The sequence below is a fragment of the Veillonella sp. R32 genome (genome assembly GCF_010093125.1).
Lineage (GTDB): Bacteria > Bacillota > Negativicutes > Veillonellales > Veillonellaceae > Veillonella_A.
In genome coordinates this window covers 1-25,556 of record NZ_NMZQ01000019.1, presented here as the reverse complement: position 1 = coordinate 25,556, position 25,556 = coordinate 1, and the positions used below count along the sequence as shown (strand labels likewise).

Below are 25,556 nucleotides of genomic sequence, written 5' to 3'. Positions count from 1 at the left end.
CAAAATTATTTACACTACCGTAAAGTTACGATGTGCACTTTGAATACAATATTGTCTATATATATTATTATACTACCTATTTCAAATACTTAATACTGCCTATTCCAAATACTAAAATTTTTTTAAATTTCCTCTTGCTATTATTCTTTGTCCGTATTATAATGACATATGTCCATTGAGAAAGAAATATTTTCCACATGTGAGGAGAGATGATTATGAAACAGATATTGCAGGTTTTTAACCGAGTCCCACTGATTTATCAAATTATGGTAGGTTTAGTAATCGGGATTTGCATTTCCCTATTCAGTCCTGATATAGGGAAAGATTTATCCCTATTAGGGATTATTTTCGTAGGTGCTTTAAAAGGGATTGCTCCCCTACTAGTATTTTTCCTAGTTATTGCCGCTGTTTGCCGTCATAAAGCAGGGCAAAGTTCTGGCATGAAAAAAATTATTGCCATGTACATGATTGGCATGTTCTTATCAGCGCTACTAGCTGTATTCGTTAGTTACTTATTCCCTACAACCTTGCATTTAGCAAATGTAACTCAGGATACGAAAGCACCGCAAGGGATTGCTGAAGTATTAATTACGCTACTTAAAAACATTGTAGATAATCCACTTCACGCTATCATGACAGGTAACTATATTGGTATCCTTGGCTGGTCTGTAGTCATCGGTTTCGCCCTTCGCCATGCGAAAGAAGAAATTAAAGATGTCTTCGTAGGTATCTCTGATGCTATCACCACTGTTGTACAATGGGTTATTCGCTTAGCACCTTTTGGTATCATGGGTTTAGTAGCTGAATCAATTGCTACTAATGGTATTGAAGCCTTACTCGAATACGCCGTTTTATTAGGTACATTACTAGGTAGTATGTTCTTCGTAGCCTTAATCGTTAACCCAATCATCGTGTTTGCTGTTATGAAACGGAATCCATTCCCACTTACATTTAAATGCTTACGCGAATCTGGTATTACAGCGTTCTTCACTCGTAGTTCCGCTGCCAATATTCCCGTTAATATGAACATGGCTAAACGTTTAGGACTCTCCCCTGATTTATATTCAATTGCTATTCCTCTAGGTGCTACCATTAACATGGCTGGGGCTGCTATTACCATCACAATTATGACCTTAGCTGCTGTTAACACTTTACATATTCCAGTTGACTTTAGCACAGCTATTTTGTTAAGTATTATTGCCACTATCGGTTCTTGTGGTGCTTCGGGCGTTGCTGGTGGTTCCCTCTTATTAATCCCACTAGCATGTAGCTTATTCGGTATTTCCAATGATATCGCTATGCAAGTTGTTGGGGTAGGTTTCATTATTGGGGTTCTTCAAGACTCCACTGAAACGGCGCTTAACTCCTCTACAGATATTCTCTTTGTAGCAGCTGCTGACTTTGCTAAAAACGGGTATCCAGAAGACTTAAGTGTAGGTCGTGTAGAAACAATTAAAGCAGAATTAGCTGAATAAATTAAACTACATAAAACTATCAAATGTGCTGAACAACCTTAGGCATATAACAAAATATGTATCTAAAGAAAGCCCCGCTACCGAAGTAGCGGGGCTTTCTCCTGTCATAAACTCATTGGCAATGACTCTATAACAGGCTACTGATAATCATGAATATTTTCATCACCAGTATAGCTATGTTCTGCTGTAATTGTAATTTCAAAGCTAGGATCCATAGCTTCTAAAATTTTCTTAATTGCTTTTGCAATTTCATCCATACGATGTCTATCTGAATAAGGCACTACTAAATCAAAAATAATATGCGTCTTATCGTCACTTTTCACCGCTCGTAAATCATGAAGACTTAGTTTTTCATCATACGCTTTAACTACAGTATGAATTTTGTCATATAGTGCCATAGATTCCTTCATAATTAAAAGTGGATCCATATGAATCGTCAACTGAAGATACAATTCCTTTTGAGCATCTCGTTCAATTCTATCTATTAAACTATGGCTTTTAATCACATCTTCTTTAGCATCCACCTCTACATGAATACTAGCAAATACATGGCCAGGACCATAATCGTGAATCATTAAATCATGAACCCCCAATACGCCCGGATAAGATTTTACAAAATTAGCAATATCTTTTACCATCTCTGGACTAGGTTCATTTCCTAACAAACGACTTATGGCATCAGCTAACACATGATACCCAGCTCGTCCTATCATAAGCGAAACGATAGCCCCTAAATAGCCATCCACCGGAATTTGAAAAAGACCCCCTGCTACTAAGCCAAGGGTAATACCTAAGGTAGCCCACACATCAGACAAATACTCTAAACCATTAGCTTGTAAGATAGGCGAATTGATGCGTTCCCCAATGGATTTAAAAAACGTATATAGCCAAACTTTCAGCCCCATAGCACAAAGCATTACAACTAATGCCCATATAGAAAACTCAATAATCTCAGGCTTAAGTATACGCCCCACCGATTCAATCAGTAATTGAATTGCTACTACAAATAACAAAATAGAAAAGCCAATGGACAATAAATACTCTATACGACCATGGCCATAGGGATGTTCTTGGTCAGCCTTCTTAGCGGAAAAACTAAAACTCAGTAGCGATATAGTAGAACCGCCTGCATCCGCTAAATCATGGATAGCATCGCTGACCATGGCAATAGAACCTATCAAAAGGCCTACTATCAATTCTCCTAATGAAATGATTAAATTCGTCACAATCCCCACTATACTTGTTAAATGGCCATAGCGAGTACGCACTGCTGGTGCTTTAATACAATCATAATCTTTAACAAACCAGCGAATTAATTGTTCTTGCATACTGTTCACCTACTATATATTTCACACTCTCAAACAATAATCATTATTTCAGTATACCTAGTATACATCTTCTCTCAATGATTATCAATATATAGAATTGTAAAAAAATACCTCTCTCAGTTCTTATATTTTCTGATATATCGCCATAATCTAAGCAACATAAAGAATCAAACGAATTGAGAAAGGTATTTATAGTATTTAAAATTTTACTAATATTTTACAGCTAGGCTCTTACCAGCGATGCTCATAATAAACTTGCGTCCACATAATAACCTCAGATAAGGTTGGATGTGGTGACATAGTTTCACCAACTGTAATGACTGAATGAGGATCCATTTTGCGCACTAAACCTTCTTGACGAAGTTGTTTTGTCAAAGTAGAACCGATTTCCTCATTAATTGGGACTAACGGTGTATCTCCACTATTAAGCAAGTTAACAAATGGCTGGAATAAAATCGATGCTTGTGGGCCAATTACATGAACCCCCAAAATATGGTTTGTCTTAGTATCTACAACAATTTTTACAAAACCATCGTTATCATCGCCAGGATCAAAACCCATGGCAAAGCCTTTGGCAGACGAGGAATAGAAATTCTTACCAGTTTTAACGGCATAGCCTTTATCAATAGCTTCTTGCTCCGTTAAGCCTACATGCCCTACTTGTGGATATGTAAAGGTTACGGCCGGCACTAAATCATAACGTGCCCAACGAAACTCTTGAGGACTAGCTGCGTGATATAAATTATGGGCTAAAATATCCGCTTCATAGTTTGCTTTATGACGGAAAGGTGCTTCCCCATTTACATCCCCTAAGGCATATACACCATCAACTGACGTTTCTAAAAATTCATTGGTTACAATCCACCCACCACGTTTGGTTTTAATAGATGTGTTCTCCAATTTAAGCTCTTCTGTAGCTGGTTGAATCCCAGAGGCCATTAAAATCTCTTCGCCTCGTACTTCACGAACTTCACCTGTTTTACGATCGCGAATGACAACTACTTTTTCACCATTTTCAACGCGTACTTCTTCCGGCTCTTGATTTAAAATAACATCAATCCCTAGCCGTGTAATATCTTTATAAATTTGCGCTGAAATTTCAGCATCTTCTTTTGGCAATAAACGTACATTATGTTGAATCAAAGTAACCTTAGTACCAGCTGCAGCAAAGACATGAGCAAACTCTGTGCCAATAGGGCCACCACCCATTACCACTAAGGATTTCAAAGGCTTTTGAGGATATTTATGGCCAAATAAGCTTTCACTGCTCATATAACCGGCTTCTTCTAACCCCTTAATTGGATTTACTTTCGTATGCCCGCCTACACCAAGAACAATGATAGGAGCTGTCATTTCTTCCGTTACGTCCCCAGTATTCATAGTAACAGTTAAAACTTTATCTTTTACGAAGGTAGCGGCCCCACGATATACATCAACATTATCGAATTTATCGTAATACGCTTCTACCCCTTTACTTTCATCAATTTTTTGCCATACACGCTTAGACATTAAATCCCAATCAATAGTAGCGGGCTGTACTTTAACCCCAATTTTAGGCAATTCTTCAATCTCACGAACTGCATCAGCTACAGTTACCATAACTTTAGTGGGAATACAACCACGAGTCAAACAAGTACCACCAAATTTTCCCTTTTCAATGATAGCAACTCGTTTGCCCTTACTAATAGCGGCATCGGCTACAATGGTAGCACCACCAGTGCCCACTACAATAATATCATATGTTTTCATCTATGATTCCTCCAAATAATATATACATCAAAAAATATTCATCAATTGAATGTAAATACTAGCTGCCAAACATGGTAACGTCAATTATAACAATACTCATGAAAATTAATTGCAATTAATACTTACAATCAATAACCATAATCAATTACAGATTTATTATATCATATCGATAGTTATAAATAAAGAACTCCCTAGTCAATCACGCTACGGTCCTAACAATAATAGCGACGACTAAGGAGTCTCTTTTTACCTTGCTTGAGGGCAAGAGATAAGCAAGCACATTAAGAAATACGAAAACTTATATTAAATTTCAAGTGGCACGACTGCTTCTACTGCTTCTAATAAGGTACCATCTGCGACAATAGCAGTAATTTTTTCTAATTCTTTGAACATTTCAATATCTTTATCATAGTCAATAAATTTATTGCTAGCCCGCACGGCTTTATAAGCAGCAGCTGTGCCAACACCTAGCGTAAATTCATCGTCCCGAAGATCAATAGCTTGGCAAGCGGCTAAGATTTCAGTAGCAACTACACGCCGTACATTATCGGCAATTTCCCCTGCTTTGCGTGCTGCATGAGCCCCCATACTTACCAAGTCTTCTTGGTTTTCACACGAAGGAATAGAATCAACCGAAGCTGGATGAGCTAATACTTTATTTTCACTTACTAAAGCGGCCGCTGCATATTGGGTAATCATAAAGCCTGAATTTAGACCAGAATGTTTTACTAAGAAAGATGGGAACCCACTTAAAGAGTTGTTTAATAAACGTTCTAAACGACGCTCTGAAATATCAGCAATTTCAGCTAAACCAATCCCTAAGAAGTCAAATGGTAAAGCCATAGGTTGACCATGGAAGTTACCGCCAGAAATGACATCCCCATCTGGTAAGATAATTGGATTATCTGTAACAGAGTTAATCTCAATATCTACTTTTTCTTTTACAAAGGCCAAGGCATCTTTAGAAGCACCATGTACTTGAGGTACGCAACGTAAGGAATATGGATCTTGTACGCGTAATTCCCCTTGTTGTGTAATAGAGGTACTACCTTTTAATAATTCACGCATATTGCGAGCAGTATCTAACTGACCTTTATGCGGACGAATCGTATGAATCCGTTCGTCATAAGCATTAATAATGCCACGCATAGCTTCCGCTGATAAAGCCGCCGCAATGTCGCTTAATTTTAAGAGGCATAAACCTTCCCAAAGAGCTAACGCGCCAGCGGCCGTTAGCACTGGAGTACCATTAATAAGGGCTAACCCTTCTTTTGCTTCTAAAGCAATAATAGGAATCCCCGCTTTAGCCATGGCTTCTTTACCTGGTACTACTTGTCCTTCAAATTCAGCATCGCCTAAGCCAAGCATAGGCAATACCATATGTGACAATGGTGCCAAATCACCAGAAGCCCCTAAAGAACCTTTTTCAGGAATATATGGATGTACCCCTTTATTAATCATAGCAATTAACGTTTCTAACGTTTCAAGACGTATACCCGAATAGCCTTTAACCAATGCATTAGCACGAATTAGCATCATAGCACGCGTTGCTTCACGACTAAAAGGTTTACCAAAGCCACAAGCATGGGTACGAATTAAATTTTCCTGCAATTGAGAGCAATCTTCTTTTGAAATATGCACGCGACATAAAGAACCAAAACCGGTAGTGATACCATATACTACAGCATTACTATTAACAATTTTATCTACAATAGCTCGCGAGGCTTTAATATTTTCAATAGTAGATTCTGGTAATACAACCTTAGCGTCATAGCGGGCTACCGCCATCAATTCAGCTAACGTTAAATCATTGCCAGTTAGTACTACTTCTTTTATTGCTTTTACAGTTTTAATCATCACGAATATCTCCTAACGAATGAAAAGTTACGTTTAACTACTTAACCAAGCATTAACGCACCAATCATACCACCAATAATTAAGGTAATATCATAGAATATGAAAGTTGGTACACAAGTATCCCAAATATGGTTGTGCTGTCCATCGGCATTCAGCCCCGAAGTTGGCCCTAAAGTGGAGTCAGATGCTGGGGAGCCTGCATCACCTAAAGCAGCTGCAATACCAATAAGAAGGATAATAGCAGGAATACCAAAGCCTAATTGTAAGCCCATTGGAATGTAAATAGAGGCAATAACTGGAATCGTACCAAAAGAAGTGCCAATCCCCATAGTAATTAATAAACCAACTAATAACATAAGTAAAGCACCAGCAAATTTACTATCAATGATAGAAGTAGTAGCCTCTACTAAGCTTTGTACAGATTGAGTTTCACGAAGTACATTCGCATAGCCTGCTGCTACAAGCATTACGAAGGCAATAAAGCCCATCATGCGAACGCCACCATCCATGATATTATCCATATTATTCCATTTAATGCCGCCAGTAAGAATCATAACGGCTAAACCGCACATAGCACCAATTGGTAAGGATTCGAAATATAACTGTGCTACAAAGGCTACAGCTGCACCGAATAATGCTAACCAACATTCTTTAGTCATCGTTACATCATCTGGATTGTCATCAGAACCAATAACTGGTAAATCTTCATAATGACGATCTTTCGCATAGAAGAATACGGCTAAAATCAAGCCTACTAACATAGAAAGACCACCAATCCACATAACGGAGGAAATATCACTAATAGATACATCAACCCCATTAGCTACCATTTGGTCTTTAAGAATAGTCATAAATAACAGACCAAAACCAACTGGTAAACTAACATAAGGTGCTTTTAAACCGAAAGTCAAAGCACAAGCTACTGCACGACGGTCTAATTTCATATGATTCATCAAGGTTAATAATGGTGGAATCAAAATAGGAATGAACGCAATATGTACAGGAATTAAGTTTTGAGAGAAGCAAGCCACAAAGGCAATTAAGAAAGTAAATGCAATTTTTTTACTCCCTACGACTTGCGTAATTTTACGAGATACTACAGAAGCTAAACCAGATTGACCAATAGCTACCGCTAAGGCACCGAGTAAAATATAGCTTAAAGCGGTTTCAGAGTTACCACCCATCCCATTAATTAGGGACCCTACGGTGTCACCCACTGACATGCCACCAATAGTACCCGCTACAAGGGCAGCAATGATAACAGCTAACAATACGTTCATCTTCATTAAACAAATGACAGACATGACGATAACTGATACCACTATGGGGTTCAATAAAATATCCATACAGTTTCAACTCCTTTATTACATGCTTAGAATAAAAAATGTCCGGCCTTAGTAAATATTTACTTTTTTATAGTATACCTTTACTTTGTCGCAAAATAGTCAAACTTTTTCAATTATAAATAATTTGTCATCAAATTTCAATAAAAAGATAAAAAATATTACTTATAAGAATGATAAAATGCTACTTGATAAATAGACCTTTTACAGACGTTTTTTAACCAAGTAACAAGCTACTTCTCTATTCCGCTAAATTGAGAAAGTAAAAAAGAGATAGGCTCAAAGAACCTATCTCTTATATATATAATTTATATTAGGCTTCATTTAAAGCTTCTAATTGCGCCCGTTCATATGTATCGCGGTATATATCAAGATACCGCAACGCACGACCACTATACATAGCAATACTCCCCCGATAGTGCTTACTAATTTCTGACTGTGGATAGGCTGCTTTTACTAGAGCAATGGCCATATTCACATAGCCCACTTCTTGTGGATTATTCATCATAGTCAATTTAGCCATAGCATCGTCAATGTATTGCATAGCCGCCGTTTCCTGCCCTTCGCGCATAGCCAACAAAGCTAAGTAAGATTCTACAATAGGCCGACGCCAATAAAAATCATAACGATTGAAAAATTCGTAGGCTTGTTCAAAATAAATTTGTGCTTTTTCAAATTGTCCTAAATTATAGGCGGCAATGCCTGCATTACAAGAGAACACGACCCAAGAACTATAGGCTTGTTGATCATTACAAATCGCTAGTGCCTTATCATAGTATTCAATGGCTTCTTCAAACTGACCACGACCACGGCGAATTTCACCAATGTAATTATAAGCAGCCGCAATGTTTAACGCATAACGACGAGCCACAGTCTGGGTCACCATAAAGGTAGCAATGGACTCATTAAGCAAGCGTTCTGCTTCTTCGAAATCACCTTGCATAATCATATTAAGCCCTTTAAGACGTAAAAGGATACCCACTTCCTTATGGTAATTACATTCAACGGCTAAATCGAGGGCGATTTCGAGATAATTCTTCATTTCATTTGCATTGCCCGTTTGAATGTCATAGTAAATCATTTGCTTATACCCCATCAAGGTATAATCACGATTATGCATTTCTAAGGCTTGTTCAATTAAATCAAGAATATAGCGAACACCTTTTTCATATTTGCCTTCACGGATAAAATAGCGCCCAATTAAATGTAAATACATGAGTTCTAGATTTTTTACATCTGCTGTAGCGCCGCAGGTTTCACGAATACGTTCCATCATTTTTTCCACATCATTCAAATACTGCAAGGTATCTGCTTCAGTGAAATAGCTAGCACCACCTGTTTGCATTGGCTCAGATAAACTTAATACAGGGAATAATTCATGACTAAAATTCAAATAGTACATAAGGCCCTTTAATTTATAATGGCCCATCTTCACCAATTCGCCCGCTTGCTCATAGTGATATTCCAGATGTTTATAAATAACAACGTCCTTTTTAGAATGAGTAAGCTTCTTTTCCCATAAAGTACCTAAATAGCCATGCAAGATTTTCCATTTTTCTGGTGATAATTGTTGCTGAATAAATTCTTTTAACTTTTGCTGACTAATTTCATAGAGCACATCTGCTTGTTGTGAAAATGGCGTTACTAAATTTTTGGCTTCTAAGCCTTCCAAATATTCAAGTAAACGTAATGTATCCATTTTCATATATTCCCCAATCATAGCAATAGGCGCTCCATTGTAGAATAAGGATATAAAATCAATGATTTTTTGCTGTTCTTCTGATAGGGATAAATAATTAGCTTTAAATACAGTAGCCATATTATTGGTTAATTTATCTAAACTGCCTGTGGTCTTTAAAGAATTTAAGCATTCCGTCAATAAAAACAGATTTCCTTCCGTTTCAATCTGTAATTGTTGCAATAAAGTTTCATCTACAACCATAGGTAAATTAGCGGCTTCTACATACTGGCGAATATCCTTTTTACTTAATGGATTTAATTGAGTAACATGAAGTCGTTTATACACGGAAATAGACGTTACAAAATGTTGGAAATCTTTTTCACGGGAATCGCGCCCAGTTAAGAAGAATAAGATACGATCTGATTGTTTGCGCAAGATTAATGTACTTAATAAGGATAAACTTAAAGGGTCCATCCATTGAATATCTTCAAAGACGATGATTAACTTTTTATTCGCGGAAGCTACATCAAGAACAGTAGATAATGTATGGAAAATAGAATCAAATTTTAAAATATCCTTAATTTCCACCAAACCTAAATCACGATCAATGCTCATATCCATTTGTGGGAATAAGGCATAAATACGATTCAATTCAAAATCAGGAATCATCGTACCATTCTCTTCCAATAGTTGAACTAAACCATTCACAATTTCAGTCCAAGGATGAAGTAAAAAATTCCGTTCCAACTGATAACAATTAGTCTGAATAATCGCCACTTCATCTTGTAAACTTTCTAAAGCAATGTCCTTCAACGTAGTTTTACCGCTACCGGCATCCCCCAACAGAATGAGTGCTTCACCTGCACGGCCACGCATGAACGACCAAATATGAGCTGTCATATCTTCTAATTCTCGTTCACGGCCAATAGGAACGGGCATTCGATGTGAGCGATTCTGAAATTTCTTTTCTTCTTGTTGCAACGCGTCTTTAATAATGGCATCAATATCAGCCAGCACATCAGACTGCAGTTCCTTTTTGAAAAGCTCCTTCATCTCTTCATATAATTCCATGGCCTGTTGCATTTTACCTTGCTCACAATAAGCACGCAACACAATAGCATATACACTTTCATCATAAGGATTCTGTGATATTAATAACTTGCCATGACGCTCAATCGTACTATAATCTTTTTCCGCTACAGCGCTTTGTAATTTAGAGCTAATCGCATCCATATATAAATTTTTCAAGCGATTACGTTCCGCTAAATACCAATCTTCATACTCCACGGAATCTTTAATGAAAAAGCCTTGTAAAAACTCGCCTTTATACAAATCCAATTGTCCTACAGGATCGGCTTCAAATAGTTTACTGTCAATCACTACATCCACGGCGGGGTTAACTTTAATTATCGCTTTACGCGGTGAAATAAATGTATCAGCGCCTAAGATTTTTTTTGCTTCATAAATAGCATTACGCAAATTTTTACGTGCTACTGCATCTGGTTTGTCTGCCCATAAAATGCCACTTAACTCATCACGCATTACTGTGCCACGAACTAGAATGTAATAGACTAAGGCATTTACCTTGTTATAAGAGAAGAATACTTCTTCCCCGTCCTTCAAGATTGCTGGTGTTCCCAGAAATCGTACTTCTAATTTAGCTGCCATAATATCCCTCTGCCTCGGACTTCATTTGACGCATCCTCGCTATCGTCAAATGGAATCGTCCAATAAATCGTCAAACATTTAAATGTAATTGTCGAACGATTTTAAAATTGTTAAAAAGTTTTTTGACACTTTTTATTATACAATAAAGCCCCATAGAATACACCTTAATTAATCAATTTTTCGCAAAATAGATATAGCAATTATGCATAATTCACGAAATATTTACATTCTATATGCACACTATCAATAATAGAATGCAATTTCACAGTTTGAAAAATCTCATGCATTATAAATTATATAAAAAAAGCATGACAGAATGTATCTGCCATGCTTACTAAGCTTACATACGCTAAAACTATATTTTATTCCTCTTCCTCAGGAAGCTCCGCATTGTGATATACGTCTTGCACATCATCAAGATCATCTAAAGCGTCCAACATTTTCTGCATTTTAACAGCATTATCGCCTTCAAGCGCAATGGTATTATCAGGTACCATGGTAATCTTGCTAACTACTGTTTCAATGTTAGCTTCTGCTAAGGCTGCTTCTACCGCATCATAATCATCTGGAGCTGTATAGATAACAAACGTATCATCTTCTACTTTTAAATCTTCCGCCCCTGCTTCTAAAGCAAGTAAAGTCAATTCTTCTTCATCATGACCTTCACTATCTATAACAAATACACCTTTGCGGTTAAACATCCAAGCTACGCAACCTGTTTCGCCTAAATTACCACCATTTTTAGAGAAAGCATGACGCACATCAGCAGCAGTACGGTTACGATTGTCAGTTAAGCATTCTACCGTCAAAGCAACCCCACCAGGGCCATACCCTTCGTAAGTAATTTCTTCGTAATTATCCATATCGGTAGCGCCTACACCTTTAGCAATAGCGCGTTGAATATTATCTTTAGGCACATTGTTTTCACGTGCTTTTTGTAAGGCTAATTTTAAACGCATATTCCCCACTGGATCGCCACCACCCATGCGAGCAGCAACTGTAATTTCACGACTAATTTTAGTCGTTACTTTTGCTTTTAATGCGTCAGTTTTACCTTTTTTATGTTTAATATTGGCCCATTTGGAATGTCCAGACATACTAATACCTCCTAAAAATATCCTGTTATTGGTCTATGGTCAGTTCTTTTCCCACCAAGCTTCACCACGAAGGCGATCTAAAATGATGGAAACCGCACTGCGAACGGAAAGGTGATTATAATCCCCATGTCCATATACAGGTTCTAAAATATAATCAAAGTCTTCCATAGTTTCTTTCGTCATACCATAGCCGGTACCAAATAATACTAACACAGGCTGCGTTCCCTTTTCAAGAGTACGGCGCATCCAAGCATAGCTAACTGTATTATCATAGGTACGAGCATCTGTTGTGGCGATTAATGGTGGCTGACCTTCTAACTTAGTCACTTCCTCAACAGCACTGCGAATAGAATTAACAAGCACTACTTCCTGAAACGCCTCTTTTCGATCAGGATTATAGGTACTGCCAAAACCAGTTTGCCAATGCGACATAATCTGCTTGGCCAAGTCACGTTGAGCCGGAATATTATGAATTACAAAATAACGACTCACATCATAGGTAATAGCGGCTCGCGCAATATCATGAATATCATAATTGGTAATCGCCGTCGTAATGACTTCGCCATGCTTATTATAAATAGGATAATGAACTAAGCCTATATATAAATTTGCCAAGGTTATACCTCCCTTTTTATTCGCTACTCTCCATTATAATGAATTATTAGGCTCCTCGCAAATAAAAAGTAAAAAAACTACGCTTTTATCTAAAAATTAGGTACTTTTACTAACGCAAGCCCAAATACTAATACAAAATAAATTAGAAAACCTTCGAGAACAGGGTGCTCTTACTGCTAGTAAGTACACTGACTAGCCTTACACCTGTCCTCAAAGGTTTTATTATATAATATATATTTAGAACTCTTTTAATACTAAAATAGCGTGGAAATAGTATGGTAATAATACTATAAGCCTTCTACTTCTACTTCTACACTAGTACCTTATTAGTTCTACATGGGTTCTATATTGGTTCTACATTGTCACTGTATTCGTACTTATTTTTTAATATTATAGAATACATCAAGACCACGATATTGAGCTGTTTCAGCCAATAAGTCTTCAATGCGAAGTAATTGATTGTATTTAGCTACCCGTTCGCTACGAGCAGGGGCCCCTGTTTTAATCTGGCCGGCATTTACAGCTACAGCAATATCAGCAATAGTCGCATCTTCCGTTTCACCAGAGCGATGGGAGATAACGCAAGTATAACCAGCGCGTTTAGCCATTTCAATAGCATCAAAAGTTTCTGTCAAAGTACCAATCTGATTTACTTTAATCAAGATTGCATTCGCTGTATCCGCTGCAATACCTTTAGCCAAACGTTCTGTATTCGTTACGAATAAATCATCGCCCACTAATTGAACTTTTTTACCAATGCGGTCAGTTAATAATTTCCAACCTTCCCAATCTTCTTCAGCAAGGCCATCTTCAATAGAAATAATAGGATATTTTTCTACTAGATCAGCATAGAATTCTACCATTTCTGCGGCTGTTTTCACTTTACCTTCGCCAGCTAAATTGTATTTGCCATCTTTATAGAATTCAGAAGAAGCAGCATCAATTGCTAGTTTAAAATCACTGCCTGGTTCATAACCAGCCGCTTTAATGGCTTCACAAATAACTTGAAGGGCTTCTTCATTGGAATCAAGGTTAGGAGCAAAACCACCTTCATCACCTACACCAGTAGCTAGGCCTTTTTCTTTCAATACATTTTTCAATGTATGATACACTTCAGCACACGCACGAAGACCTTCTTTAAAGGATTCAGCCCCTACTGGCATAATCATGAATTCCTGAATATCTACATTATTATCAGCATGAGCACCACCATTTAAAATGTTCATCATAGGCACTGGTAATTCTTTAGCATTTGTACCACCAAGATACTGGAATAATGGCAAATCATAAGAAGAAGCTGCTGCTTTCGCTACCGCCATCGATACGCCTAAAATGGCATTAGCCCCTAATTTAGCTTTATTGGGAGTACCGTCCAATTCAATCATTAATTTGTCGATAGCGACTTGTTCTGATGCGTCAAAACCAATAATTTCAGGTCCAATGACATCATTTACATTGGCTACTGCTTGTTCTACCCCTTTGCCAAGATAACGACCTTTGTCACCATCACGAAGTTCTACGGCTTCAAACATACCTGTAGAAGCGCCGGAAGGAACAGCTGCTGTGCCAATTGTACCATCTTCTAAATACACTTCTACTTCAACGGTTGGATTGCCACGGGAATCTAAAATTTCTCTTGCGTATACATCTGTAATCATTGCCATAATTGTTACCTCCTTAAAGGAACTTTAACTACTTTAATTATAATTATAGTAAATTATTTTGTTTTAACTAATAAGCTATGTCCCGTCATTTCAGCAGGTTGCTTAATGCCACCTAAGTCGAGCATAGTAGGGGCTAAATCACATAGTTTACCTTCTGTTAACTGTGCATTTTTGTATGTTTCACTCACTAAAATAAGCGGTACTGGATTCGTTGTATGCGCTGTATGCGGTGCACCAGTACTATGATCTACCATCATCTCTGAATTGCCATGGTCAGCCGTTACTAAAAGATGGCCTTGCACGGTATTAATAGCTGCTACAATACGACCCAAACAGGCATCTACGGTTTGGACTGCTTTTTCAGCTGCCTCTAAAACCCCCGTATGGCCTACCATGTCAGGATTAGCAAAGTTTAAAATAATCATATCAAATTGACCACCTTCAATGGCGGCTACCACTTTATCAGTCACTTCTAAGGCACTCATCTCTGGCTGCAAATCATAGGTAGCTACTTTAGGCGACGGTACTAAAATCCGTTCTTCCCCCTCAAAAGGTACCTCTTCACCGCCATTAAAGAAATACGTTACGTGAGCATACTTTTCAGTTTCCGCAATACGGAGCTGTGTATAGCCCCCATCAGCTAATACTTGACCAAGGGTATTCGTTAATACTTCTTTTTCATACACAATATGAGTAGGTAACCCATCTTCATACTTAGTCATAGTGGCCATATATAATGGCAACAATCCTTTTTTACGTGAAAACCCAGTAAACTCTGGATCCACTAAAGCCCTCGTTAATTGCCGTGCTCTATCAGGACGGAAATTAGCAAAAATAACCGCATCATTAGCGGCGATACTACCTGCAGTATCTAGTACAACAGGCACTACAAATTCATCTACCACTTCGTTACCATACGAGGCTTCAATCGCTTCTCGGCTAGAAGTAGCCGTTACGCCAAGACCATCTACTATAGCTTGGTACGCTTTTTCAATGCGTTCCCAGCGTTTATCACGATCCATACCATAATAACGACCACCAATCGTAGCTATCTTACCTAACCCAATTTCAGTCATATAATGTTCTAAATCGGTTAAATAGGTCAACGCACTTTGTGGCGGCACATCACGGCCATCTAATAAAGCATGCACATATAATTCAGTAACCCCTGCTTCTTTAGCCCCTTTGATAATCGCTTTAATATGATCTAAAGAGCTATGAACACCACCATCAGACAAAAGCCCAATAATTTGTAAACGACTCTCTTTAGCTTTACTATATAATTCTTTAATAACAGGTCGCTTGAAAAAACTACCATCTTCTGTATCTTTAGTGATACGAGTTAATTCTTGATATACAATGCGACCAGCACCAATGTTCAAATGGCCTACTTCAGAGTTCCCCATTTGGCCCTCTGGCAAACCAACAGCGAGGCCAGAAGCTTGCAACTGCGTATGGGGATATGTTTCCCAGAGCTTTAAAAAGTTACTTGGCTTAGCCTGCACTACTGCATTGGTTGGATCATTTACATCCCCCATACCAAAACCATCTAAGATGGTTAGCATTACGGGCGCTTTTAATTTTGCCATGCACAATTCCTTTCAATCTATAATTATTTATCACTTCATGCCTATCAATATATAGCTACCTAAGACTAGTCATACTGCTAATCTAAGGATAGTCGTATTGTTAATATAAGGCGGCTAGTTATACTGCTCATATAAGGCGACTAATTGTACTGCTAATATAAGGCTAGTTATACTACTAATATATGGCTACATTAGCTTATGCTGTAATAATAGCCATGAAATCCTCTGCTTTTAACGCAGCTCCACCTACTAATGCGCCATCAATATCTGGCTGCGATAAAATCTCTTGTGCATTACTGCCTTTTACACTACCACCATATTGAATACGAACCAAATCAGCCGCCGCTTGATCAAATAAATTTGCTACTTTAGCACGAATAGCCGTACAAACTTCACCAGCTTGTGCCGCCGTCGCCGTTTTACCCGTTCCGATGGCCCAAATTGGTTCATAAGCAATCACCATTTGACTTACCTGCGCTGCTGTTAAATCTGCTAAGGCCGCGGTTAACTGGCTATCTATAAAAGCTTGCGTTTCATTGGCTTCCCGTTGCGCTAAACTTTCACCTACACATAGGATAGGTACTAAATCATACGTAAAGGCGGCTTTAATTTTTTGATTAATCCAAGCATCGCTTTCACCAAAATATTGACGACGTTCAGAATGACCTAAAATAACATAATGACAGCCTATATCGGTTAACATTAAAGGCGAAACTTCTCCAGTAAATGCACCGGATGGTTCAAAATACATATTTTGTGCCCCTAGCCCAATAGAAGTTTCATCAATTAAATCAGCTACCGTACTAAGTCCTGTAAAGGGCGGGCACACCACTACTTCACGGTCAACCGCAGTGCTTGCTAAGGCTTCTTTTAAGCCTTCCACCAAAATAGTGGCCTCCGCTAAATTAGTATGCATTTTCCAATTGCCGGCAATAATTTGTTTACGCATGAGAGCCTCCTTATTTATTCGCTAGTGCTACGATACCTGGTAATGCTTTGCCTTCTAAGTATTCTAAGGAAGCGCCACCACCAGTAGAAATATGAGAAATCTTATGAGCTAACCCGCTCTTTTCAATAGCTGCTACAGAATCGCCACCACCGACAATAGTCGTAGCCTCTGCTTCAGCTACCGCTTTAGCTACCGCATTGGTGCCAGCAGCAAAATTATCCATTTCAAATACACCCATAGGCCCATTCCAAACAATCATTTTCATAGGTTTTAAGGCCTCAGCAAACGCTTTTTGACTAGCAGGACCAATATCCAATGCCATCCAACCTTCTTCAATACCATCAGCGGGTACTACTTTATGATTAGCTTCATTGCTGAATGCATCAGCTACGACAAAATCAGTAGGTAACAACAAATTAGTATTTGTTTCCGCCGCTTGTTTAATTAGAGAAGCCGCTAATTCAATTTTATCAGCTTCTACTAAAGACGATCCTGTTGGATACCCTTTAGCTGCAATAAATGTATTGGCCATGCCACCGCCAATAATAAGGAGTTCTACTTTTGGCAATAAATTAGAAATAACTTCAATTTTATCACTAACTTTAGCGCCGCCAATAATAGCTGCAAATGGATGCTCTGGATGTTCCACAGCGCCACCTACATATTTTATTTCTTTTTCTAATAAATAACCTGCTACCATAGGCAAGAATTTAGTAATACCTTCTACCGATGCATGAGCTCGATGAGACACACCAAAAGCATCATTAACCCCCACCTCTGCTAAGCTGGCTAAGGCTTTGGCAAATTCTTCCCCATTTTTTTCTTCTTCTTTGTGGTAACGTAAATTTTCTAATAATAAAACGTCCCCATCCTTTAAAGCATCAACTGCTTTACGAGCTGCTTCACCTACACAATCATCAGCAAACGCCACTGGTTTGCCTAATAATTTGCTCAAACGAGCAGCGCAAGGTTTTAGCGTAAACTCTGGCTTACGTTCTCCCTTAGGTCGGCCTAAATGAGATGCTAAAATAATCTTAGCCCCTTTACTGATTAAATAATTAATTGTAGGCAAGGTAGCACGGATGCGTGTATCATCAGTAATAACACCATCTTTTAAAGGAACATTAAAGTCTACCCGTACAAAAACACGTTTATTGGCTACATCTATGGATTCAATCGTCTGTTTCATCATAACCTCCAGCAATCAGCTTTAAGGGTTTCAAAAATCCCCTAGTATACGGCAAAAGACATGTAAAATAGGGGACTATCTACATAGTCCCCCGTTAAAATTATAAGCCTTTGTCAGCAATGAATTTAGCTAAATCTACAATACGGTTAGAATAGCCCCATTCATTATCGTACCAGGAAACAACTTTTACCATATTCCCTTCCATCGTCATCGTCAAATCAGCATCAACGATAGAGCTGCGAGAATCGCCGTTGAAGTCATGAGATACGAGTGGTAAATCAGACACACCTAAGATACCTTTTAATTCACCTTGTGCGGCTTCGCGAAGTGCTGCATTAATTTCTTCTTTAGTTGTTTCTTTGTCAAGTTCAGCAACTAAATCAGTAATGGACACATTTGGTGTTGGCACACGAAGCGCAAAGCCATTTAATTTACCTTTTAATTCAGGCAATACTAAAGCAACCGCTTTAGCAGCCCCTGTTGTAGTTGGAATAATAGATAAAGCAGCGGCACGAGCACGGCGTGGATCGCTATGAGGCGTATCCAAAATACGTTGGTCATTAGTATAGGAATGAACCGTTGTCATCAAGCCACGTTTAATACCAAATTTATCATTTAATACTTTAGCAAATGGTGCTAAGCAGTTAGTTGTGCAACTTGCATTAGAAATGATGTGGTGATTAGCTGGATCATATTTATCTTGGTTAACACCCATTACAATAGTAATATCTTCTTCTTTAGCTGGTGCAGAAATAATAACTTTTTTAACAGTACCACCTAAATGTTGCGCTGCATCTTCGCGTTTGCGGAAACGACCAGTTGCTTCTACAACAATTTCAACGCCTTCAGAAGACCAGTCAATATTAGCAGGATTTGGATCTTGGAATACGCGAACACGTTTACCATCCACTACTAAATAATCACCATCAACTTTTACATCTTCAGTCAAATTGCCATGCACGGAGTCATATTTGAAAAGAAGAGCCGCCCCTTCAACGTCACCCAAATTATTAATAGCTACTACTTCTACATCTGGGTTGTTTAATGTTGCACGCATTACACATTTACCAATACGACCAAATCCATTAATACCAATTTTTACTGCCATGATAGTTCCTCCTAGATAAAAACTCTACCAACAATCGTTACAATCTACCCAATAGATTATGTACATAATCTATATATTTACTAGCTAATTCGTAATAAGGCAGCCATTGCTTCCGCTGCACTTTCATCAATAATTAGTGTACCTTTACGACAAGCCCGCATAACACCAATAATGGCTTTCGCTTTACCAGCCCCTCCAGCCACAGCAATTACGTGAGGAATGTTAACAATATCCGTCAATGCAATACCTACATTATTCGTAGTATACACAATATTGCCTCCAATATCACAATAATAACCTAAGGCTTCACCGACAGCACGCTTCGTCCGTAAAACAGCTCGTTGCGCATCGGTAATGTGCCGTTGTTCCGCCATATGCAAAGCTTCACCAATACCGAACATTAAAATATCTGTTTGGTGAGATAATTCAATAACCTCTTTAATTTGCGGTTCCATTGTCATGAGAATGTTCAAAGCTTCTTGCGATAGACCATCTGGTAAATGTAGCATCTTATAGGTACTGCCGATTTTATCAGCAATGACCGATGCAATTACATTAGCCTGATATTCCACGCGTTCCCCAATCCCGCCACGGGCCGGGATTACTGTAGCTTGACATTTTTTGGCAGGCAACGCTTCCGCCATCGTTGCCATCGTGCTACCGCCACTTACAGCTAGGACACTACCATTTTGCAAAATCCCCTGTAGCGCTTTGGCCGCTTGAAAGCCAAGTTCCTTACGGTCCATGTCAGTTTCACTGCCACCATTCGTAATAATAACTTCATCTATGTCGAGTATTTCCTTTAGTTTAGCTTCTAATTCACTAATTTTATTTAACTCGTGCATAGAGGAGTTTAATTGAGGCAATAGTTCTTTCCCTTCCTCAGTTAAAATCATTCCTTGTTGCGTGAAACCTACGAGGCCATTATCTTTCATAATTTCCACGTGCGATCGTACAACCCGTTCTGATAATTTACTGAGGGTGGCTAACATGCGTCTACCAATAGGTTGTGCATATGATATGTGATTCAGCAGTATATAGCGTTCTTCAACAATTCGCATTAACTCTGGCGCTATTCGTTGATACACCTCCGATAAATCTTTCATGCTGTACCTCTTTCATCCCGCCGGTGCAGATTATGTCCCAGCGTTGACAAAAAAATATCCTCGCCTATATTTTACCTCATATGGTAGTGTCGCGCAAGTGATTTTACAAAATATTGTTAAGGAATTTACGAAGGGAGATGATGAGAGGGCAGACACTCTAACGCGAACCAAAATCTTCGATTTAAGTGTCCGCTTGTAGAGTGTCTGCCCTCTCTTGCTGTTTCTTTTAAATTCCTAGACTTTATTTTATTAAAAGTCTCTAAGTCGACACACTATATTGAGGCTAGGCCTATAGGCTCGGTAAGGGGAAATCCTAAACCTTCAATTTACGTGTTTGCTTGCAGAGTGTCTTCCCTTTCCGACTTATCCTTTGTACAAATTCCTTAACTTTATTTTGCTAGTTCCTTAGGGCGCCCCTATCATTGAGGCTAGGCCTATAGGCTCGGTAAGGGGAAACCTAAATCTTCGATTTACGTGTTAGCTTGTAGAGTGTCTGCCCTCTCTTGTTCCTTTGTGCTGATTCCTTACCTTTATTTTGCTAGCTCTCTAAGTCGCCCCTATCATTGAGGCTAGGCCTATAGGCTCGATAAGGGGAAATCCTAAATATCTAAACAGATATGTCTTAGAGTTTAGAGGCTAGTTGTTTAGCTTCTTTAGCTGTTGTAGCCATGCCCATATAGTCAAGCCCATATAAGGAAGCAAAGCGACTCATAGTGTAATCGCCCTTTTCAAGCATCCAAGGTTCTGGACCAGCCCCTTGAAATAAAAAGAAGAGTTTATGCCCTTTGAAAGACCCCATAGGCACAGGACCATAGAAGCGATCTAACAAATTACGAAGAGCCCCTGTAACGCTATGCCAATATACGGGGGAACCAATAACGATGGTTGAGGCCTTTTTCATAGCATTCACGATGTCGTCAAACTGATCATCCGCAAAGTTTTGACCATAACTATAGATTTTATAATCTACTAAATCAAGTTGTATATATTCTTTATTACCTAATAAAGCCTTAGCTAATGATTTAGTATTCCCATTTTTATTAGGACTACCATTAATAAATAAAATACTCATACTTCCATCTCCTTAGTTGTGTTATGAGTTTATGGAATACAATAGAATCACCCGTAGTACTTTCATTATTGGTCACTCCACACGTCTTGTGCTATAGGGAACGTGGCCCAAACTTTCGGCCAACCAGCATAGAAGGCAATATGAGTCAAAATTTCAACAATCTCATCTTTAGTAATGCCATTCTGCTTCCCCATTTGTAAATGAGCCTTCAATGCATCACCCGTTAAACCTTGCGAAACTAAAGCTGTAATGGTTATTATAGACCGTTGTTTAGCTGGTAATTCTAAATCACGACTCCATACTTCACCGAATAATACGTCATCATTTAAATGAGCAAAGGTTGGCGCAAATTCTCCTAATATTTTACGTCCAGCTGTCTGTTTTGGAACGACTTTTCCTGATGTAGTCACCATATCTGAATCTGAAACTTTCATAGTAATGCCTCCTGCCATATTAGAATTCACTTCATTAGCCGCTATACTTGTCATAGCAGTACTCATAATTAAACAAGTAATCGCCAAAATTCGTTTTACTTTCATCAATATTCATTTCTTCCGCTTAATATTCGCTTCCTTTCCTATCGCATACAAGCTATGTCAGTTTTATGCTTACTATGACTTTACACCTTGAAGTCCACTTCAAGTCAATCCTTTTATTCCCATACATATGAGCAAGCATACAAAAAGTGCCTCCCATTCTTGGAAGGCACTTCAAAAACACCGTATATGTTATTTTATTAATCACTAAGCTACTATTAGTCGCGGTCCACATCCCATTCTGTAATTTGACCAGTAGCCGCATCAATTTCAAATTCATATTCTACACCATTGAAGAAGATTTTACCTTCGTAAACTTTACGGCCATCCTCCCAGTCAGGATGTGCTTTATATACATGAGATGCATTAGCACCAGGTACTTTTGCCAACGCGATATTGGTAGCTTGATCCAAAGTAATTTCACCATTAGCTTGTGCAAACGTAAATGCACCAGTAGCTACCAAAGATAATGTTAACACTTTTAAAGACTTGTTCATTTTCATTAGTTACCTCTCTTTACGTTAAACAACAACAGTATATATCAAATACAAATTAAGTAATAATACTTATCATTTTTCCATATATCAATTATATTCGATATATAGATGTATGTCTAATGATTAAAACTCATAGCCTATAACCTTATCGTAACCTTATAATCATAACTCTATGACATTCATCCATTATTACGTTGCTTTGTCAGTAAGTAAACACTGCCTGAACCTACCAAAACAATAAATGTAATCAAAGCCAATACCTGAGGCCACAAAAATTCCAAGCCACCCATAAGAATAATCCCCAGAATAATTATGAGATAAAAAGTCATCGGCATAGCATACCCTAAATAGTAAAAAACATGAAAAAGTTTGGTTCTATAATTTATTTTGGGGCGCCCTAAAATAAATTATAGAACCAAAATATCTTGCATGTGTTTTCAAATTAGTATCTAATTATTCTACCGAACCAAGTTGTATTTCTCGATAAACAGTCGAGCAATGCACTTTTACTTCCCTCGCAATAGTAGCTATTGAAAGGTTTTATTTAAAAAGAGCTTCAATTTTCCCCCGTTGAATAAGACTAAGATGTTTGAAAGTTCGTTTTTGTATATTAGAATTAATATAAGATATAATGTTGCTCCTTAGCGAAATTTTTGTGGCAAAAATATTCTAACACAGGAACTACATTATATCTTATTTATTTGTCGCATTTGATTATACTATTAACTATGCTGAAAATTTTTCTTCCAATTATTCAAATAGGTTTGTAATCAGCTATTTCTTGTACAAATTTGCGCGCTTCTTCAAGTTTTGGCTCAGTTGCTAAATCATATTTTCCTAAAATATGGTAAACCCAATCCTTCTTTTCTTTATTAACTGTTTTATCAAAACATTCCATTTCACCAACTGGAACAACAAATAGACCTGCAGATTTACACGCCTCTTCAACCTTTTCATATGCTTCTGGTTCTTTACCGGTAAAACCTGCCTTACCAATTTTCTTTATCTGATCCCAAGCATTACTTTTAGCATTCATACTGTCGTATATAATTTTCATATCTGAAGATAGAATAACTTCCCACTCTATTCCAAAGGATGCAGTAATTGGTTTAAAATTATTGCTGCTGTTTAATAGATCAAAATCACAAATTGCAGTTACCGGAACATTTACTGCCTTTAGTGCTTTGACAACATCTTTAATTCGTGTTTTCCCTCCGCAATGAGTAAATAATATATCTGGAGCGATTTCATTTTTATGTTCATACATTGAATCCATAATTGCCTGATAAAATAAACAATCATAGTCACTTTCGCAAACAACGACTTTTTCATGGAACAATCCACTCAGTATATTAGAATATCGCAAAATAGGATTCCCCCATAATTCCTTTATTTTATCATTTGGAAGCACACTCATCCTGTTAATGTCACTTTCCCGATTGATTCTAATAACTGTAACATTCTCACTATCAGCATCAAGCAATCCTTGTAAAAAATCTTCGCTATGTGTAGATATTAGCAACTGTCGATTGTCTGGATTATTATTTGCAAGCATCTTTCCTAATATTCTTGCTTGAGGGGGATGCAAAAAAGCCTCTGGTTCATCAATTAAAGTAATAGAATACTCAGATGTAAATGTATCAAGTAAGATACTAGCAAAACTACGCATACCATCCCCTTGATCTTGAAGTTTAGGTAATTTTGTAACTTTTCTATAATACTCATCTTGATTTGCAATTGTAAATTCTGTTTTATCTGGAGCCTGTCCGATGTGTAATGGAATTGTCTGCATATCATTGCGGTTTAAAATTAAATCGGAACCAAAAGCTTGGCGAAAATAGTCAGACAACTTCTGTGAAAGCAATTCACTTTGATTCAATTTATAAATTGGACTTCGTTCTGGCTCACCATTTCTCTGTAATGCATTTGATGAAGTTAACCGACTCTCTGTGCTGAGTCTCTTTATGAATAACAGCTGTAACCCGTTATAGAATTTACGGTTTTGCCATGAATTCCGTATTGAACTTTTATCATAAGTATTGCCATTCCCCAACAGACAATAATATCCATTCTCGTCTATTTTGAAGTACTCTCTAAAAAATGTATCTTCTTCTATCTCTCCCCCAAAAAAATATTTAATCTCTTTTATAACAATAGGTGAGAATGAATTTGATTCATCTAAATCAGCCTCTACTTCTCTTAATAATTGACTCTTTCCACAATTATTAGCTCCAGTGAATACAATAACGCTATTATAATTAAGCGTTAATTGTGTGTCATCATTAAATATTATGTTTTTAAGAAATACTTGTGGCTTTTGTATTTCAGTTATTTCATTATATTTAAGATTTGTACTCATAACATCCTCCTCGCACTGCTTTCAACCTTCTTTTATTACTATAGCAAAAAGTCAATAAATTCTATTTTTATAACATTAATTATATCAGACAACTTATAATAAGTCCTTCGCCTCAATACCTAATGCTTGAAAAATATAAAAAGCTAAATATGGAGAATTTCTTTCGACTTCAATATCAGATAAAAAACTATTAGAAATACCTGCCAATTATAATCAGATTCTTTTGAGTTAAATTTCTTGATTTTCTCTCTTTTCTTATTTTTCACCTACATTTGACATTTAACCTATCCTCCAAATAATACTTTTCATAATTAATTTTATTTGATTTAGTAATATAATTATTATTTTTTCATAAAAATAATTTATGGTCAAATTTTTACCATATTCATTACAAAATAAAAAAGACAGGACCTAAATCCTGCCTAAAAGACTGTATTTATCTATTTATTTCAATCTCAACGTTTGCTTTAAAGCAAACTACGAACCTATCTTCATATATTTTGATCTACTCGCTATATTTTCTTTCCATATACTCATCATATTCGAGTTATAGGACAAAATGTATTTTTTTGTACAAAGATACACTTAACAATATTAAAGCGATCGTTGTTGTTTTATTTTTCATAATCATTTAACTTCTTTCTATGTTTATAATTGATAGTATAAAATATTTT

At 37.4% G+C, this 25,556-nt stretch carries 18 protein-coding genes; 1 reads left to right on the top strand and 17 read right to left on the bottom strand.

Translation table 11 applies throughout. From position 1 onward, the window contains the following. The first annotated feature begins 215 nt into the window (after nt 1-215). Complete coding sequence (gene sstT, locus VER_RS04655) at nt 216-1,475, top strand: serine/threonine transporter SstT (protein ID WP_162099712.1); 1,260 nt, start codon at nt 216-218, stop codon at nt 1,473-1,475. Nucleotides 1,476-1,612: 137 nt separating this feature from the next. On the opposite strand, the gene VER_RS04650 is transcribed toward sstT, so the two are convergent. From VER_RS04650 to VER_RS04565, 17 genes are all read right to left on the bottom strand, one after another. Beyond that, nucleotides 1,613-2,803 carry a cation diffusion facilitator family transporter gene (locus VER_RS04650; RefSeq protein ID WP_162099711.1) on the bottom strand — a complete coding sequence of 397 codons (1,191 nt, stop codon included), beginning with the start codon at nt 2,801-2,803 and terminating at the stop codon, nt 1,613-1,615. Nucleotides 2,804-3,034: 231 nt separating this feature from the next. Next, nucleotides 3,035-4,552, bottom strand: coding sequence for an NAD(P)/FAD-dependent oxidoreductase (locus VER_RS04645; RefSeq protein ID WP_162099710.1), 1,518 nt, complete (start codon nt 4,550-4,552; stop codon nt 3,035-3,037). A 303-nt stretch (nt 4,553-4,855) separates the two neighbouring features. Continuing rightward, complete coding sequence (gene hutH / locus VER_RS04640; protein ID WP_202922127.1) at nt 4,856-6,409, bottom strand: histidine ammonia-lyase; 1,554 nt, start codon at nt 6,407-6,409, stop codon at nt 4,856-4,858. Nucleotides 6,410-6,450: 41 nt separating this feature from the next. Then, on the bottom strand, nt 6,451-7,755 hold the full coding sequence (locus VER_RS04635) for a Na+/H+ antiporter family protein (RefSeq protein ID WP_162099708.1): 1,305 nt from the start codon (nt 7,753-7,755) through the stop codon (nt 6,451-6,453). Nucleotides 7,756-8,065: 310 nt separating this feature from the next. Next, nucleotides 8,066-11,101: an AAA family ATPase gene (locus VER_RS04630; protein ID WP_162099707.1), complete on the bottom strand. Its 3,036-nt coding sequence runs from the start codon at nt 11,099-11,101 to the stop codon at nt 8,066-8,068. A 362-nt stretch (nt 11,102-11,463) separates the two neighbouring features. Continuing rightward, entirely contained in the window at nt 11,464-12,198 is a 735-nt protein-coding gene (locus VER_RS04625; protein WP_162099706.1) for a YebC/PmpR family DNA-binding transcriptional regulator, read from the bottom strand. Between the two features lie 39 nt (nt 12,199-12,237). Continuing rightward, nucleotides 12,238-12,813: an RNA methyltransferase gene (locus VER_RS04620; protein WP_162099705.1), complete on the bottom strand. Its 576-nt coding sequence runs from the start codon at nt 12,811-12,813 to the stop codon at nt 12,238-12,240. Between the two features lie 377 nt (nt 12,814-13,190). Beyond that, the gene (eno, locus tag VER_RS04615; RefSeq protein ID WP_162099704.1) at nt 13,191-14,477 is read right to left on the bottom strand and encodes a phosphopyruvate hydratase; all 1,287 of its coding nucleotides are present in this window, start codon (nt 14,475-14,477) and stop codon (nt 13,191-13,193) included. Nucleotides 14,478-14,530: 53 nt separating this feature from the next. After that, nucleotides 14,531-16,066: a 2,3-bisphosphoglycerate-independent phosphoglycerate mutase gene (gpmI, locus tag VER_RS04610; RefSeq protein ID WP_162099703.1), complete on the bottom strand. Its 1,536-nt coding sequence runs from the start codon at nt 16,064-16,066 to the stop codon at nt 14,531-14,533. A gap of 196 nt (nt 16,067-16,262) precedes the next feature. Next, complete coding sequence (gene tpiA / locus VER_RS04605; RefSeq protein WP_162099702.1) at nt 16,263-17,015, bottom strand: triose-phosphate isomerase; 753 nt, start codon at nt 17,013-17,015, stop codon at nt 16,263-16,265. 10 nt (nt 17,016-17,025) lie between these two features. Next, nucleotides 17,026-18,204 carry a phosphoglycerate kinase gene (pgk, locus tag VER_RS04600; RefSeq protein WP_162099701.1) on the bottom strand — a complete coding sequence of 393 codons (1,179 nt, stop codon included), beginning with the start codon at nt 18,202-18,204 and terminating at the stop codon, nt 17,026-17,028. Nucleotides 18,205-18,304: 100 nt separating this feature from the next. Next, the gene (gene gap, locus VER_RS04595; protein WP_162099700.1) at nt 18,305-19,312 is read right to left on the bottom strand and encodes a type I glyceraldehyde-3-phosphate dehydrogenase; all 1,008 of its coding nucleotides are present in this window, start codon (nt 19,310-19,312) and stop codon (nt 18,305-18,307) included. An 80-nt stretch (nt 19,313-19,392) separates the two neighbouring features. Next, nucleotides 19,393-20,418, bottom strand: a complete 1,026-nt coding sequence (locus VER_RS04590; protein WP_162099699.1) for a sugar-binding transcriptional regulator — start codon at nt 20,416-20,418, stop codon at nt 19,393-19,395. Nucleotides 20,419-21,040: 622 nt separating this feature from the next. After that, nucleotides 21,041-21,490 (bottom strand): flavodoxin family protein, encoded by a 450-nt coding sequence (locus VER_RS04585; RefSeq protein ID WP_162099698.1) that lies wholly within the window; start codon nt 21,488-21,490, stop codon nt 21,041-21,043. 65 nt (nt 21,491-21,555) lie between these two features. Next, the gene (locus VER_RS04580) at nt 21,556-22,029 is read right to left on the bottom strand and encodes a carboxymuconolactone decarboxylase family protein (protein WP_238390137.1); all 474 of its coding nucleotides are present in this window, start codon (nt 22,027-22,029) and stop codon (nt 21,556-21,558) included. Nucleotides 22,030-22,244: 215 nt separating this feature from the next. Next, complete coding sequence (locus VER_RS04575; protein ID WP_162099697.1) at nt 22,245-22,529, bottom strand: PepSY domain-containing protein; 285 nt, start codon at nt 22,527-22,529, stop codon at nt 22,245-22,247. A 748-nt stretch (nt 22,530-23,277) separates the two neighbouring features. Next, on the bottom strand, nt 23,278-24,882 hold the full coding sequence (locus VER_RS04565; protein ID WP_162099696.1) for an ATP-dependent endonuclease: 1,605 nt from the start codon (nt 24,880-24,882) through the stop codon (nt 23,278-23,280). Nucleotides 24,883-25,556: the final 674 nt, after the last annotated feature.